Genomic DNA, 15,236 nt, shown 5'->3' on the forward strand with positions numbered 1-15,236 from the left:
ACGCCGCGCCGGCCGACGGCAAGCGCAACGTGCACGACCCTCAATTCGGGCCCGGCGACAAACGCCGCGAATTATAGATGGAACCGGTTCCATTTCCAAAGGGTTCAACGCAATTCATTGCATCGAAAACCGCAATAATGAGGAAATCGTTTTCCGGAATACGCAAGAGCCGTGGCGCGGCCGCGGCGTCGATCGCAGGGCCGGACGCACGCGCGGGCGTCGCCCGACCGGCGCCCGTCGTTTTTCAGGGTTGCCCTGCCCGCGCCGCTCGGCGCTTTCCGATGCGGCGCCCGCGACGCGCGTTACCGCGTCGCGCGCGGCAAAACGGCCGTCCCGCTCGACGCGGTGCTCACCACGGCCACAGCATCGATGCGATCGACAACGAAAGCGCCGCGCACAGCGGCGAGTAACAGAGGCTGTCCATGCGCGCGAAACGCGACCCGCGAACCCGCTTGAAGAAGCCGACGTAGCGGAAATCGCCGACCGCGCGCACCGCGAAGATCAGTGCGAGCGCAACGATCGCGAACGCGATCGCGCCGGGATACAGGTTCGGCCACAGCCAGCCCGCGCGCGACGCCACCGCGCTTGCGCCGGCCAGCAACGCCGCCGCGACGGCGAGCGTGCCGGGCACGGTCGGCCGCAGCAGCGGTACGCCGTCCTGTTCCGGAATGGCCGCATGCTTGCCGAGCCGTCCACCGAACGCCCAATAGACGTGAACGAGTGCGATCGCACAAAGCGTCGGCACGCTGAAATACGCGCCCGTCATGTCGGTAAGCTTCCTTGTCTCATCGTGTCGTCGTGTCGTGATCCAGCCGGAAGGAATCCGGCGCGCGGCCCCGCTCCGCGCCATCCGAGACGATACCCAAACAGCGTGCCGCATGCAGTGCGACGTCCGGTCGCAATACGCCATGCCGCGTGTTGCGGTGCAGTGCGCGCGCACCGTCGCATCGGGCCGCCGCTTGACTTCCCTCCGGGCGCCGCTACCCTCTTATTCCAGTACGGCACGCGAACCGTGCATGCGCAACCGTCGCTCACGTGCCGTTCGCCGGCACGCACGATCGGACGATCGGGGCGCGCCCGGGCACGACAACCATAACGAATACCCATGGAGGCGACTCATGCTGATCGGTGTGCCGAAGGAGATCAAGAATCACGAATACCGCGTCGGCCTCACGCCGGCCGGCGCACGTGAGCTCACGCGACACGGCCATCACGTGCTCGTGCAACGCGGCGCGGGCACGGCAATCGGTCTGCTCGACGACGACTACACGGCAGCAGGCGCCGCACTGTGCGACGACGCGCGCGACCTCTTCGCGCGCGCCGACATGATCATCAAGGTCAAGGAGCCGCAGGCGGCCGAGTGCGCGATGCTGCGGCGCGGACAGATTCTTTATACGTATCTGCATCTCGCGCCCGATCCCGGGCAGGCGGCCGCGCTCGTGAAGTCCGGCGCGGTCTGCATCGCGTACGAAACCGTGACGGGCCCGGGCGGCGGACTGCCGCTGCTCGCGCCGATGAGCGAGGTCGCGGGGCGCATGTCGATCCAGGTCGCGGCAACGCACCTCGAAAGCCCGCGCGGCGGCCGCGGGGTGCTGATGGCCGGCGTGCCCGGCGTGCCGGCCGCGCACGTCGTGGTGCTCGGCGCGGGCGTGGTGGGCACCGGTGCGCTGCAGATGGCGGTCGGCCTCGGCGCGCGCGTCACCGTGCTCGACACGAACGTGGGCCGGTTGCGCCAGCTCGATCTGGTCTTCGCGAACCGGATCGCGACCGTCTGCTCGAACGCGCATACGATCGACGAAGCCGTGCGCGACGCCGACGTCGTGATCGGCGCGGTGCTCGTGCCGGGCGCGTCGGCGCCGCGGCTCGTCACGCGCGACATGATCGCGACGATGCGCACGGGCGCCGTCGTCGTCGACGTCGCGATCGACCAGGGCGGCTGTTTCGAGACCTCGCATGCAACGACGCATGCGCAGCCGACCTTCGTCGTCGACGGCGTCGTGCATTACTGCGTCGCGAACATGCCTGGCGCGGTCGCGCGCACGTCGACGTTCGCGCTGAACAACGCGACGCTCGGCCATGCGCTCGCGCTCGCCGACAAGGGCTGGAAACGCGCAATGGCCGACGACCCGCATCTGCGCGCGGGCCTGAACGTGTGCGACGGCCACATCACGTACGAGGCCGTCGCGCTGGCGCTCGGGCTGCCGTACGTACCGGCGGAAGACGTGCTGGCCTGACTTCGGCATGCGTGACGGCGCGTACGCGCGCCGTCACGCGCCCTTCGGGCGGCCGCGCTTCGACGCGATGCTTGTGCCGGTTGTGCCGGTTGTGCCCATCGTGCGCGCCAACAGCGGCCGCAGTTGCGTGAGCGTGCGCGTGTTGAGCACGTCCTGTCGCGTGAGCCACCCGCGCCGCGCCTGGCCGATACCGTATCCAAGATTGTCCAGATCGTCCGCGCACCGCGCGTCCGAGCCGATCGCCACCGCGACGCCGGCCTTGGCGGCCTCGCGGCACCAGACGTCCGGCAGATCGAGCCGCCGCGGGTCGCCGTCGAGTTCGACGAAGCAGTGGCGCGCGGCGGCCGCGGCGAGCACGCGCGGCACGTCGAGTTCGCATGCGTCGCGTTCGCCGAGCAGCCGGCCGGTCGGATGCGCGAGGATCGTGAAATACGGGTGATCGATCGCGCGCAGCAGCCGCTCGGTCTGCGCGTCGCCCGGCAGGTCGAAGCGGTCACGTACCGCGCCGACCACGAGGTCGAGCCGGCCGAGCACGTCGTCGGCCACATCGAGGCTGCCGTCCTCGCGAATGCCCGCCTCGACGCCCTTCAGCAGCACGAAGTCGTCGAATGACGCATTGAGGCGGTCGATCTCGTCGATCTGCCGTACGAGCCAGTCGGCATCGGTACTGCCGCCGCCGGACTCCGGCATGCGATCGGTGACGGCCAGATACGCGAGCCCGCGCGCACGCGCCGCGTCCGCCATCGCGCGCAGGCTGTCGCGCCCTGCCGACGCGTCGGTATGCGCATGCAGATCGCCATGAACGTGCTTGCGTTCGACCAGCGCCGGCAGCGCGCCGACGCGCGACGCGTCGATCTCGCCGCGGCCCTCGCGCAACTCGGGCGGCACCCAGTGAAGGCCGATCGCCTCGTAGACGGATGCCTCCGTCGCGCCCGCGATCCGCTCGTCGCCGCGGAATACGCCGTATTCGTTGATCTTCAGCCCGCCGGCCTGCGCGATCCGGCGCAGCGCGATGTTGTGCGCCTTCGATCCCGTGAAGTAGACGAGCGCCGCGCCGAACGCGTCGGCGTCGACGACGCGCAGGTCGACCTGCAGCCCGTTGCCGAGCACGACGCTCGAACGCGTCTTGCCGTTCGCGAGCACGCGTGCGACCTCGCCGTAGCCGACGAACGCGTCGGCCACGGCGGCCGGATCGCGTGCGGTCACGAGGATGTCGAGATCGCCGACCGTCTCCCGGCAGCGGCGAAAGCTGCCGGCCGGCACCGCTTCGCCGACGCCGCCCACCTTGCGCAAGCGCTCGAGCAACGGCATCAGCGATTGCGCGGCATCCGGCAGCAGAAAGCGCTGCGGCTCGCGCTTCAGGCGCTCGTCGAGCGCGTCGAGCAGGTGCGCTTCGGTCTTCGCGCCGAAACCCGGCAGCGCGCGCACGTGCCCGCTCTTCGCTTCGACGCGCAGCTGCTCGAGCGAGTCGACGTGCAGTGCGTCATGCAGCGCCTTGACGCGTTTCGCGCCGAGCCCCGGCACGTCGAGCAGTTCGACGATCGCGCCCGGCAACGCATGGCGCAGCGTTTGCTGCAGTTCGCAGGTACCGGTCGCGGCGATCTCGCGCAGCTTCGCCGCGAGATCGGCACCGATCGATGGAATCCGGCCGAGATCGCTGCCGCTCTCGATCATCGCCGGAATGTCGCGCCCGTAGTCGGCGATCGTACGGGCCGCGTTGCGGTAGGCACGCACGCGGAACGGGTTGGCGCCCTGGATCTCGAGCATGTCGGCGATTTCGGTGAAGACGGCCGCGCACTCGGCATTGTGGATCGGCATGATCGGCGTGGCTCCCTTCCACGTGGATGGCGCCGTGCGCCGGCGTGCCGGCGTCGGCCCGCCCGGCGCCGCATGTCGACGGCGGCGGGTGCCCGTTGGTCATCCTGCGCCGATTGCCCGTGTCGTGCCGCGCGGGGCTCGCTGCTTGCGTGGCCCCTGCACCGGCGTCACAGCGATGCGCGCGGTGTCGTCGCGTAGCGCCGCTCGTATATCGACTGGCAATGCGTGCAACGCTCGGCGGTCGGGCGCGCGAGCAGTCGCTCGTAGCCGACCGGTGCATCGCAATCGATGCACTCGCCGTAGCTGCCGTCGCGCATGCGCTGCTGCGCGCGCCCGATCGCGCGCAACTCGGCCAGCTTCATCCCGATCAGCGCGTGATCCATGTCGACGAACAGATCGGCATTGGCCTCGTCGCCCTCGTCCGGCGCCGCGCCGGCAAGCTCCGCATAGGACTCCGACGCGCGCTGGTCCTCGCTCGCCCGGATCTCCGCACGCAACGCCTGCTCGCTCTCGGTCAGCCGTCGCTGCAGCGTCTGCCGTTGTTCTCGATCGAGCGCCATCGCCGTCCCTCCTTTTCCGGGTTCCGCGCAATGAGGCATGCGGCGCGCGGTTGTCGCGCCGGTGCACGGCGGCCCGGGATGCCCGGCTCGTCGTGCCCGGATGCGCGTCCGGCCACATGAAGTGCGGGACGCATTCGACGCAGCATAAACCCAATGCACACGCATGTGTTGACCGGCGTCAGCGCCCCCATCGCGCATCAGAAACCGGGGACCGATGCGAAAACCTCGCGGGGCAGCATTCGTCTGACGCAGCCCCCGTTGAGGTCGATCAATCCCCTGTAAAAAGTTGCGTCGTAGATTGAGAGCATGCGCGGCGAATCCGCGGCTTTCCGGGAGAACGTCATGTTGTTCGGCGTCGTCATCTGGGTGGCCCTTGCGGCCCTGTTCCCGACGATGGTCGTGCCGACGATCCAGCACGCCATCCAGCCGTCGAGCGCGCAGGCCGCGCCCGACGCCAGCCCCGCCGTCTCGCCCGCTGCGTTGCCGGCAGCCGCTCAGCCGCCGGCGCACAGCTGAAGCGCGGTTGCGGGACGCGTCGTATCGAGGCCGGAAGCACGAGTCGACGCTCGATACTTCGCACTCCTCTTCATCAAAACGCGTTGCGCCCGACGAAGCCGCGCACGACCGTCATCAGGATGATCTTCATGTCGAACCAGAAGCTCCAGTTCTGCATGTAGAACAGGTCGAACTTCACGCGCGCGGCCATCGCCTCGACCTTGCGTGTCTCGCCGCGATAGCCGTTCACCTGCGCCCATCCCGTGATTCCCGGCCGGACGCGATAGCGATACATGTAGCAGTCGATCAGTTGCCGGTAGAAGTCGTCGTGTTCGATCGCGTGCGGACGCGGGCCGACCACCGACATCTGGCCGAACAGCACGTTGAAGAACTGCGGCAACTCGTCGAGCGACGTGCGTCGCAGGAACGCGCCGACCGGCGTGATGCGCGCATCGTTGCGCGAGGCCTGTCGCACGATACCGGGCTGTACGCGATGCACGCGCATCGTCCTGAACTTGAGGATATGGAACTCGCGCCCGTCGGCGCCCTTGCGGCGCTGCCTGAACAAGACGGGCCCCGGCGACGACAGCTTCACCGCGATCGCCAGCGCCGCGAGCAGCGGCAGCAGCGGAATCAGCACGGCGCCGGCGAACAGCCGGTCGAACGCGAACTTCGCCCACAGTTCCGGCGCGGAACGCGGCGTGGTCGCGAGGTTGATGGCCGGCATGCCGAGCACATCGGTCGCGGATCGCTCGACGACCGCCATCTGCCGCACGTCCGGCAACAGCCGCAGCTCGACGAACTCGTCGCGCAGTTCGCGCACGATGCGCTGGATGCGTGACTCGTGCGACATCGGCAGCGTGAGCCACACTTCGTCGATCTCGCCGCCGCGGATCATGCGCCGCAACGCGACCCAGTCGTCGATCACCGGCACGCCGCCGATCCCGTCAGCCGTGGCCGCGGCCGGTGCATCGTCGTCGAACACGCAGGCAGCCGCGAACGGCCCGGCCGGTTCGAGCTGCATGCGCTCGATCGCCACCCGTCCGTAAGCGGTCGCCCCGACGACCGCAACCCGCCGCTGCCGCGCGCGCGGATCGCCACGCTTCATCGCCAGCGCGCAGAGTGCCAGCCTGCCGAGCAGCAGTGCCGCGTCGCCGGACAGCACCGTCCGCGCGATCCAGCGCGTCGTGACCGTGCCGCCGCGGTTCATGATCCACATCGTGCCGGCCACCGTCAGCGTACCCACGCACAAGACGGCCACCACCGTGCGCGTCAGCACGGCACCGCCGTCGTGCGGCGACGCCGCGCCGCGCGTCACGCGCACGCTGCGCGGCAACAGCGCGACGGTCAGCACGCACAGCAATGCGACCGTGCCGCGCTGCGCGTCCGACAAATCGTGCCACGCGAGCCCCATCGCAGCCTGCGCGGCGAGCGCACCTGCCAGCACCAGCGCAACATCGACCGCGGCGATCGCGGCGCGTCGCATCGCATTCGTTCCACCTGCCATCGCATGCATCGTCACACACCGTGCGCGGGGAAACCGCCGTGCAGGTCCTGCATGCGCGGCCGCACCGGCAACGCACGCGCGCCGGCCCGCGTGCCGAGCAGCCGGCGATAGTCCGCGCGAATCAGCTCGTAGCACTCGCATGCCTGGCGCTCGAGACCGTCGCGATCGAGCACGGTGATGCGGCCGCGACGCTGACGGATCAGCCCGGCTTCCTGCAGGTTGCCGGCCGCTTCCGTCACGCCTTCGCGACGCACGCCGAGCATGTTCGCGATCGTCTGCTGCGTGACGGCCAGTTCGTCGCCGTCGATCCGGTCATGCGCGAGCAGCAGCCAGCGGCTCAACTGCTCGCTGACCGAGTGATGCCGGTTGCACAACGCGCTGCGCGAAATCTGCGCCATCGTCGCCTGGCAGTAGTTCAGCAGCAGCCGATACGTCGCCGGCGAACGTTCGAATTCCGAGCGCATCACGCAGGTCGGCACGCGGTAGGCCATCCCGCCGATCCGGACTTCAACGCGGTTCGATACCGCGGTGCCGCCGACGAGCGTCGCGAGGCCGACCACACCTTCGCGGCCGACCACGGCGACCTCGACCATCGCTCCGTCCTCCATCAGGTGCTGCACCGACATCATGGCGGTGGTCGGGAAATGCAGGTGGCGCATCGGTTCCCCGACACGGTCGAGCATGCCGGCCTTGATCCGGACCAGTTCGAGGTGCGGTGCGATGGCACGGATGCTGTCCTCCGGAAGGGCATCGAGGATGGCATTCGCCGAATAGCTCGAGTGAAGATGAAGCATGTCTGTATCCCTTTTATCGTCCGCGCCGCATGCAGCCGCGTCAGCGGAATTCGTTATCGCGATGCGCGCCCGGACGGCGACGCGGGTTGCGGCCCACAACCCTCGATCCAATCGACCCACGGCGTCTCGCCGCTGGATCGAATCGGCAGTCCCGTTTCGACACGCCCGTTTCGATAAGCGATTTACGTGCCAATACCGGCTCCATCCTTAATATATAAATGACTTGCGATTTAGCACCCCCGAATAGCCGGTCGAAAACCGCAAAAAACGTCTCATTTCCGGACACCCGCTTGCGTCGCGGACGCAGCCGGCGATTCGACTGATCATTGGGCGCGGGGCCGGCAGTGGAACCGGCAGCGGCGCGGGAGTCTTATCGTTCAATAACTTACACCCGGTTTTCAATTGTTTCCATGATGTCTCAAACGGGCCAGAGTCGCGTGCCGCACGCTCGAATGGTCGTTTGAAACTGTCTCAAATATGAATCGCCGGATTAATTTACAACACTGTAATCAAACGCACACATCTCACGCAACACTATGATTCAATTAATAAATCATACCCGCGAATCTCAATTGTCAAATAATGTTCAATGCATTCTAGATAATTTTCTTGTACGATGCACTTCGTTGCCGGATTGATTCTCGATCAGCACCGAATTCGCGATTCACCCTCCAGTGCAATTAATTCATACGAAGACGATCTTCAAATACCTATAACCTTTTCATTTACCCCGAACCGTCAAACATTGTGAAGTGACGTAATGCGCAATTTATCGAATTGAATTGCGTGCTAGCCTTTTCCGCCATCGGCATTCGAATTTCTATGAACACGAATCCGCACGTGCGTGCTAAATCCCCGTGGATGGCGCCGCGCGATGTGCGATCGCTCCCTACGAGGATCCGCCGTGACCCACCAGGCCAATGACGCCGTCGCCCACGCGAGCGGCATGATCGAGCTTTCCCACAGCTTCGACGCCAACCGGTTCGTCGCGGCCCTCGACCGCGACGAACGCGCGACGCTGATTGCCAACCTCCAACTCGTTCACCTGAAATCGGGCCAGGTGCTGTGCGAACCGGGTGAAATGCTCAACGCGGTCTACCTGCCCGTCACGACGGCGATTTCGCTGCAGTACGTGTCGTCCGGCGGCATGACGCTGGAAGTGGCCGAGATCGGCAGCGAGAGCGTCGTCTGCGACGACGTGATCGGCGGCAGCGGCCGGATGCCGTGCCGTGCCGTCGCCTGCCGCGACGGCTTCGTCTACCGGCTCGACCGGCGCATCTTCGCGGCCGCGTTCGACGCGTCGCCGGTGATTCGCCATCTAGTGTTCGTCTGCGTGCGGCTGCTGATGGCCCAGGTCTCGCAGATCACGTTCTGCAGTCGCCATCACGTCCTCAAACATCAGCTATGCAGATGGTTCCTGCTCGCGTACGACCGGTCGCGCAGCATCGAGATCCAGATCACCCACAGCATGCTCGCGCAGATGCTCGGCGTGCGGCGCGAGACGGTCACGGATGCGGCCGGGGAGATCCAGAAACTCGGCCTGATCCGTCAGTACCGGAGCTCGATCGAGCTTGCCGACCTTGCGGGCCTCGAGAAAATGTCGTGCGGCTGCCGCGCGATCGTGCGCGACGAGATGAAGCGCATCCTGTCGGCCGACTCGGGCGTGAGCGCCGCGGCACGCGCGTGATGCGCACGGCGTGCCGGCGCACGCGTGCGACCCGAGTCAGCCGATTGTAGGGTGGCGAACAGAACGCCGGGCGTGCGAATGGTCTACTGATGCCGGACTGCCGGGGGGATGTCAGCGCGCTGCGCGCGTCCGCCCTTGCGGACGACACCTCACACGCCGGAGCAGCACGTGAAAAACGAAATCAGAACCATCCTCAAGCACGTCGCCCACCTCGAAGCCGCGATCGACTCGATCGGTGACGGGGATGACCTCTACGAAGCGGGCCTCTCCTCGCTCGATACGATCCAGCTGATGCTCGCGATCGAGAAGCAGTTCAACATCGAGATTCCCGACGAGATGCTGAACCGCAATCTGTTCCGCAGCGTCGACGCGCTCGCGGACACCATCGCGACCCTGCAACGCGCCGAGCATTCCGCATGAGCGCGCTGCTTCCCGAACTCGCGGCCGACGACGAACCACGCCGGCTCGACGAGGCCGCGCACGCCGTCGCGCAAATCGCCGCCCAGCACGCGGATGCGGTCGACCGGGACGCGCGCTGCCCCGTCGAGGCGATCGAGGCCATGCGTGCGCGCCGCCTGCTGAGCGCAATGGTCCCGACCCGGCTCGGCGGCGCCGGCGCGTCGCTGGCCGACGTCGCATCGGCATGCTCGATCCTCGGCCAGGCCTGCGCATCGTCGGCGATGGTGTTCGCGATGCACCAGATCCAGGTGGCCTGCATCGTCAATCACGCGGCCGACCAGGGCTGGCACAAGCTGTTCCTGCAACAGCTCGCGCGCCATCAGTGGCTGCTCGCGTCGGCGACGTCGGAGGACGGCGTCGGCGGTAACCTGCGCGCGAGCCAGTGCGCGCTCGAGACCAACGGCGGCGAATTCCGGCTGCACAAATCCGCGCCGACGATCTCGTACGGCGACTACGCGGACGGCATCCTCGCGACCGCGCGGCGCGACGCCGACGCGCCGGCGTCCGAGCAGGTGCTCGTCACGGTGCTGCGCGACGGCTATACGCTCACGCGCCGCGGCGAATGGGACACGCTCGGCATGCGCGGCACGTGCAGCAACGGCTTCGTGCTCGATGCACAGGGCACGACCGTGCAATGCCTGCCCGTGCCGTTCGCGCAGATCGCGGAACAGACGATGGTGCCGGTTTCGCACATCCTGTGGGCGGCGGTGTGGATCGGCGTGGCCGGCGACGCGTTCCATCGCGCGCACCAGTTCTTCCGCACGCAGGCGCGCCAGACCGACGGTGCGCCGTCGCCCGCGTCGCGGCGCATCGCCGAATCGCTTGCGCTGATGCAGGCGATGCAGGCCCGCGTCGACAGCGTGCTGCGCCTCTATGCCAGCGCGTCGCCCCGCTCGTGGTCGGCCGGCATGGCCTGGGCCGCCGAGATCAACACGCTGAAGACCTATGTGTCGTCGACCGCGCTCGAAGTCGCCCAGCAGGCGATGATGATCTGCGGGATGGCCGGCTACAAGCACGGCACGCCGTTCAGCATCGGCCGCCACCTGCGCGACCTGCACGCGGCGCCGCTGATGATCAGCAACGACCGCATTGCCGCCAATACCTCGAGCCTGCTGCTCGCACTGCGTCCCGCGACGCTGGAGAAACATTCGTGAACGATCGCCTCTCCGTGCCTTCCGCCGCCACCCCGTCCGACGCGCCGCTCGACCGCGCGGGCGTCAATCCGCTGCGCGACGAGCTGATCGATGCGGGCCTGCTCGTGTCGACCGGCATCCAGGGCCTGTTCGGCCGCAGCGAGCGGTTCGAGCGCGTCGTCGAAGCGCTCGACGCGTTCGTCACGCGCCTCGGCGCCGACCAGCAGGCCGAAGTGCTGCGCTTCCCGCCGGCGATGAGCCGCACCGAATTCGAGCGCAGCGAATACATGAAGAGCTTCCCGCAACTCGCGGGCAGCGTGCATGCGTTCTGCGGCGACGAACAGCGGCACCAGCGCGTGCTGCAGTGTCTCGACCGCGGCGAGGACTGGACCGAAAGCCAGAAGCCGACCTACGTCGTGATGACGCCGGCCGCCTGCTATCCGGTCTATCCGGTCGTCGCGCGCGCCGGTGCGCTGCCCGGCGACGGCCGCATCGTCGACGTGTTCTCGTATTGCTTCCGCCACGAGCCGTCACTCGACCCGACCCGCATGCAGCTGTTCCGGATGCGCGAATACATACGCATCGGCACGCCCGAGCAGATCGTCGCGTTCCGCGCGACGTGGATGGAGCGCGGCACACGGATGATCGAGGCGCTGCAACTGCCGAACGCGATCGATCTCGCGAACGATCCGTTCTTCGGGCGCGGCGGCAAGATCGTCGCGAACAGCCAGCGCGAGCAGAACCTGAAGTTCGAGCTGCTGATCCCGATCGAGCACGACGACCGCCAGACCGCGTGCCTGAGCTTCAACTACCACATGGATCACTTCGGGCTGCTGTGGGACATCCGCACCGCGACAGGCGACGTCGCGCACACGGGCTGCGTCGGCTTCGGCCTCGAGCGGCTGACGCTCGCGCTGTTCCGTCATCACGGTTTCGACCTCGACGCATGGCCGGCCGACGTTCGCGACGTGCTGTGGGGTACGCGATGAAATTCGTGTCCCGCGACGGCGAGGACGCGTCGTTCGAGGACGTGCGCCACCGCGCACGCCACTATCGGCCGCACCCGCTGCACAGTCAGGAGATGGTCTGGAAACAGACCAACTGCTATGTCGACATGTGGCTCGAGGTGCTCCGCTGGTGGGGCCTCAACCCGTACGCGGCGCTGCCGTTTACGATCGCGCTCGACTTCGAGGGCGACCAGTTCACGTTCTTCAAGTTTCCGCACGACGAACTGGAGCGGCTGTACGGCATCGTCGTGCAGGAACACTCGATCTACGAGCCGCTCGACCAGCACATCGAGACGCAGGTCGCGCGCGGTCACCTGATGATCGTCGAGGTCGACGCGTGGTTCCTGCCGGACACGCGCGGCAGCAGCTACCGCACGCAGCATACGAAGACGACGATCGGCATCGACTCGATCGATCGCACGCGCCGCCAGATCGGCTACTTCCACAACAGCGGCTATTACGTGGCCGAGGACTTCGACTACAACGGGCTCGTCGGCGGCTGTTCGCCGATGCCGCTTCCGCCGTACGTCGAGTGCGCGAAGCGGCGTTTCGCACCGCTCGACGAGCGCGCGCTGTGCGAAGTCTCGCTCGCGTCGCTGCAGCGGCATCTGCGCCGGCTGCCGGTCGTCAATCCGGTCACAGCGTTCCGGCGCCAGTTGCAGCTCGATGCGAAATCGCTCGCCGATTCCCCGCTCGAACGCTTCCACGCGTACTCGTTCAATTCGGTGCGGCAACTCGGCGCGAACTTCGAACTGTTCGGCCATTACGCGCGCTGGCTGCAGGCGAGCGGCTGCGTCGGGCCGTTCGCCGAGATTCGTACCGCCTGCGACCGCATCGCGTCCGAAGCGATGGTGCTGGAGTTCCGGCTGGCGCGGGCGTGCGCGCGCGGCAAGGAAGAGCGCGGCGACGCGACGCTCGAAGCGATCGAAGCGGCTTACGCCGACCTGATCGACTGCGCACGGCAGATCGCCCCGCCGCTGCAGCACGCGGCGCCCGTGCGCGTCGACGCGGCCGCCGTGCCGTTGCTGCGGTGACGCGCGCGCATGCCGCGCTCGCGTGGTCGCTGCTCGCCACGCCCGCGGGTGCCGCGCGCGGGCCGCTCGATCTTCCCGCCGACGGCTGGATCGCCGCCCCCGTCCCCGGCACGGTCGCGCAGGCGCTCGCGCTGGCCGGCCGGGCCGACGATACCGCGTCGCTCGACGAGCGCGACCACTGGTATCGCGTCGAACTGCACGGGCACGGGCCGCGCGTGCTGCGCTTTCACGGCCTCGCGACGCTCGCCGAGGCATGGCTCGACGACACGCCGATCCTGCGTTCGCACAGCATGTTCGTCGCGCACGACGTGCCCGTGTCGCTCGACGGCACGCACCGGCTGACCGTCTGCTTCCGCGCCCTCGCGCCGCACCTGCGCGATGTGCGCGCACCGCGCCGCGCACGCTGGCGCACGCGGCTCGCCGAACCGGCGACGTTGCGCACCGTTCGCACGTCGCTGCTCGGGCATATGCCCGGCTGGTTTCCGCGCTGCGTGCCGACCGGTCCGTGGCGGCCCGTCGACGTGCTGGACCCTGCCGACGGTCCCGTTCTCGTTCATTGCGACCTGCACGCGCGCATCGACGGCGATACCGGCTGGCTCGATGCGGAACTCGCGTTCGCCGGGCCGCTGCCCGATGCGTTTGCAGCCCGGCTGTCGTGCGGCGAGCACCACGCGACGCTCGAACGACGCGGCGCCGACCGGCTCCATGCGACCGTCGCGGTGCCGAACGTGCGCCGCTGGTGGCCGCACACGCATGGCGAACCGGTGCTCTACGAGGTCGCATTGCACATCGGCGCCGAACGGCGGCCGCTCGGCGCGACGGGCTTTCGCACGATCGAACCGGACGCGGGCGACGACGGCAAGGGATTCGGGTTGCGCGTCAACGGCGTGCGCGTATTCGCGCGCGGCGCATGCTGGAGCAGCGCCGCACCGCTCGCGCTGCACGCGGACGACGCGACCTATGGCCGCCTGCTCGGATACGCGCGCGACGCCGGCTTCAACATGATCCGCGTCGGCGGCACGATGACCTACGAGGCCGACGCATTCCATGCGTGGTGCGACCGGCTCGGACTGCTCGTCTGGCAGGACTTCATGTTCGCGAACTTCGACTATGCGCTCGACGATCGCGCCTTCGCGGACGCCGTCGGTCGCGAAGCCGAACAGTTCCTCACGCGCGTGCGCGCGTCGCCGTCGCTCGCGGTGCTGTGTGGCGGCAGCGAGATTGCGCAGCAGGCCGCGATGTCGGGGCTCGGGCCGAAGCAGCGCTTCCTCGAACTGACCGCCGAGCGCCTCGCCGACCACGCGGCGGCACGGCGGCCCGACGCGCTGTACGTCCCCGACTCGCCCGACGGCGGCGTGCTGCCGTTCATGCCGCGCGAGCGCGTGTCGCACTATTACGGTGTCGGCGCGTACCTTCGCCCGCTCGACGACGCGCGTCGCGCCGACGTGCGCTTCGCGAGCGAATGCCTCGCGTTCGCGAACGTGCCGTGCGATGCGATGCTCGCCAGCCTCGGCTGGCCGGGCGTGCACGAGCCGCGGTGGAAAGCGGCCGTGCCGCGCGACCCCGGCACGTCGTGGGATTTCGACGATATTCGCGATCATTATCTGCAGACGTTGTACGACGTGGCGCCCGACCGCCTGCGGCGCGAGGATCCGTCGCGCTACTTCGAGCTGTCGCGCGCGGTGATCGCGGACCTGATGCGGGACACGTTCTCGGAGTGGCGGCGCACCGGCTCACGCTGCGCGGGTGCGCTCGTCTGGCAGTTCCAGGATGTGATGGCGGGCGCCGGATGGGGCTTGCTCGATGCGGCGCATCGGCCGAAATCGGCGTGGTATGCGCTGCGCCAGGTACTTCAGCCCGTGCAGGTCCTGCTCGTCGACGAAGGGCTGAACGGGCTCGACGTGCACGTGATCAACGAGCGGCCGGCGCCGCTGTCGGCGGCCGTCGAGCTGGTCGCGCTGCGCGACGGCCGCACACCGCTCGCGCGTGCCGGCGCTCCGGTCCGGATCGCCGCGCACGACACGGTGCGGCTCGATTCGGCCGAATTGCTCGGCCGCTTCTTCGACTGGACCTACGCGTATCGCTTCGGCCCGTGCGAGCACGATACCGTCGTCGCGACACTGCGCGCCGACGACGGCACGCTGCTGTCGCAGGCGTTCTACTTCCCGTCCCGCACGCACCCGGCCGTGTTCGCCCGCCGCGAGCCCGGCATCGACGCATGCGTGTCGCGCACCGGCGACACGTGGCACGTCGATATCGGCACGCGCCACGTCGCACGTCACGTGCAGATCGATGCACCGGGCTTCGTGCCGCGCGACGACTGGTTCGATCTCGCGCCCGGCACGCCGGCGCGTGTCGCGCTCGTGCCGCTCGCGAACACCGGCGGCCAAGCTGCCGCCGGCGCGCCGCCGACCGTCGAAATCCGCGCGGTCAACGCCGCGCGAACCGTGCGTGCGGCGTTGACCGGCTGACGCGAGCCGGCGCGGGACCCGGATCACGCACGCGCAC

Annotated in this window: 13 protein-coding genes; 8 read left to right on the forward strand and 5 right to left on the reverse strand. The window is 68.3% G+C overall.

The window, feature by feature from the left end:
- Positions 1-349: 349 nt before the first annotated feature.
- Positions 350-766, reverse strand: coding sequence for a DUF3995 domain-containing protein (locus tag U4Z64_RS15575; protein WP_321811217.1), 417 nt, complete (start codon positions 764-766; stop codon positions 350-352).
- A 352-nt stretch (positions 767-1,118) separates the two neighbouring features.
- On the opposite strand from U4Z64_RS15575, the gene ald reads away from it, so the two are divergent.
- The gene (gene ald / locus U4Z64_RS15580; RefSeq protein ID WP_321820411.1) at positions 1,119-2,234 is read left to right on the forward strand and encodes an alanine dehydrogenase; all 1,116 of its coding nucleotides are present in this window, start codon (positions 1,119-1,121) and stop codon (positions 2,232-2,234) included.
- 33 nt (positions 2,235-2,267) lie between these two features.
- On the opposite strand, the gene polX is transcribed toward ald, so the two are convergent.
- Positions 2,268-4,052 carry a DNA polymerase/3'-5' exonuclease PolX gene (gene polX / locus U4Z64_RS15585; RefSeq protein WP_321820412.1) on the reverse strand — a complete coding sequence of 595 codons (1,785 nt, stop codon included), beginning with the start codon at positions 4,050-4,052 and terminating at the stop codon, positions 2,268-2,270.
- Positions 4,053-4,219: 167 nt separating this feature from the next.
- Positions 4,220-4,612, reverse strand: a complete 393-nt coding sequence (locus tag U4Z64_RS15590) for a TraR/DksA family transcriptional regulator (RefSeq protein WP_124665810.1) — start codon at positions 4,610-4,612, stop codon at positions 4,220-4,222.
- Positions 4,613-4,954: 342 nt separating this feature from the next.
- On the opposite strand from U4Z64_RS15590, the gene U4Z64_RS15595 reads away from it, so the two are divergent.
- Complete coding sequence (locus tag U4Z64_RS15595) at positions 4,955-5,128, forward strand: hypothetical protein (protein WP_185640812.1); 174 nt, start codon at positions 4,955-4,957, stop codon at positions 5,126-5,128.
- Between the two features lie 73 nt (positions 5,129-5,201).
- Here the strand turns inward: U4Z64_RS15595 and U4Z64_RS15600 are convergent, their stop codons facing one another.
- On the reverse strand, positions 5,202-6,593 hold the full coding sequence (locus U4Z64_RS15600) for an undecaprenyl-phosphate glucose phosphotransferase (RefSeq protein ID WP_321820413.1): 1,392 nt from the start codon (positions 6,591-6,593) through the stop codon (positions 5,202-5,204).
- 32 nt (positions 6,594-6,625) lie between these two features.
- Entirely contained in the window at positions 6,626-7,408 is a 783-nt protein-coding gene (locus tag U4Z64_RS15605; RefSeq protein ID WP_124484962.1) for a Crp/Fnr family transcriptional regulator, read from the reverse strand.
- 904 nt (positions 7,409-8,312) lie between these two features.
- On the opposite strand from U4Z64_RS15605, the gene U4Z64_RS15610 reads away from it, so the two are divergent.
- The 6 genes from U4Z64_RS15610 (at position 8,313) to U4Z64_RS15635 (ending at position 15,199) form a co-directional block, all read left to right on the forward strand.
- Positions 8,313-9,095 (forward strand): Crp/Fnr family transcriptional regulator, encoded by a 783-nt coding sequence (locus U4Z64_RS15610; RefSeq protein WP_193759904.1) that lies wholly within the window; start codon positions 8,313-8,315, stop codon positions 9,093-9,095.
- A gap of 168 nt (positions 9,096-9,263) precedes the next feature.
- Positions 9,264-9,515, forward strand: a complete 252-nt coding sequence (locus U4Z64_RS15615) for an acyl carrier protein (RefSeq protein ID WP_044842951.1) — start codon at positions 9,264-9,266, stop codon at positions 9,513-9,515.
- Positions 9,512-10,708, forward strand: a complete 1,197-nt coding sequence (locus U4Z64_RS15620) for an acyl-CoA dehydrogenase family protein (protein WP_321820414.1) — start codon at positions 9,512-9,514, stop codon at positions 10,706-10,708. Before U4Z64_RS15615 ends, U4Z64_RS15620 begins: the two co-directional genes overlap by 4 nt.
- On the forward strand, positions 10,705-11,676 hold the full coding sequence (locus tag U4Z64_RS15625; protein WP_044842949.1) for an amino acid--[acyl-carrier-protein] ligase: 972 nt from the start codon (positions 10,705-10,707) through the stop codon (positions 11,674-11,676). The genes U4Z64_RS15620 and U4Z64_RS15625 overlap by 4 nt, the downstream gene beginning before the upstream one ends.
- Entirely contained in the window at positions 11,673-12,728 is a 1,056-nt protein-coding gene (locus U4Z64_RS15630) for a DUF1839 family protein (protein WP_321795250.1), read from the forward strand. The genes U4Z64_RS15625 and U4Z64_RS15630 overlap by 4 nt, the downstream gene beginning before the upstream one ends.
- Entirely contained in the window at positions 12,725-15,199 is a 2,475-nt protein-coding gene (locus tag U4Z64_RS15635; protein WP_321820415.1) for a glycosyl hydrolase 2 galactose-binding domain-containing protein, read from the forward strand. Before U4Z64_RS15630 ends, U4Z64_RS15635 begins: the two co-directional genes overlap by 4 nt.
- Positions 15,200-15,236 lie beyond the last annotated feature (37 nt).

The sequence above is a fragment of the Burkholderia sp. BCC1996 genome (genome assembly GCF_905339955.1).
Lineage (GTDB): Bacteria > Pseudomonadota > Gammaproteobacteria > Burkholderiales > Burkholderiaceae > Burkholderia.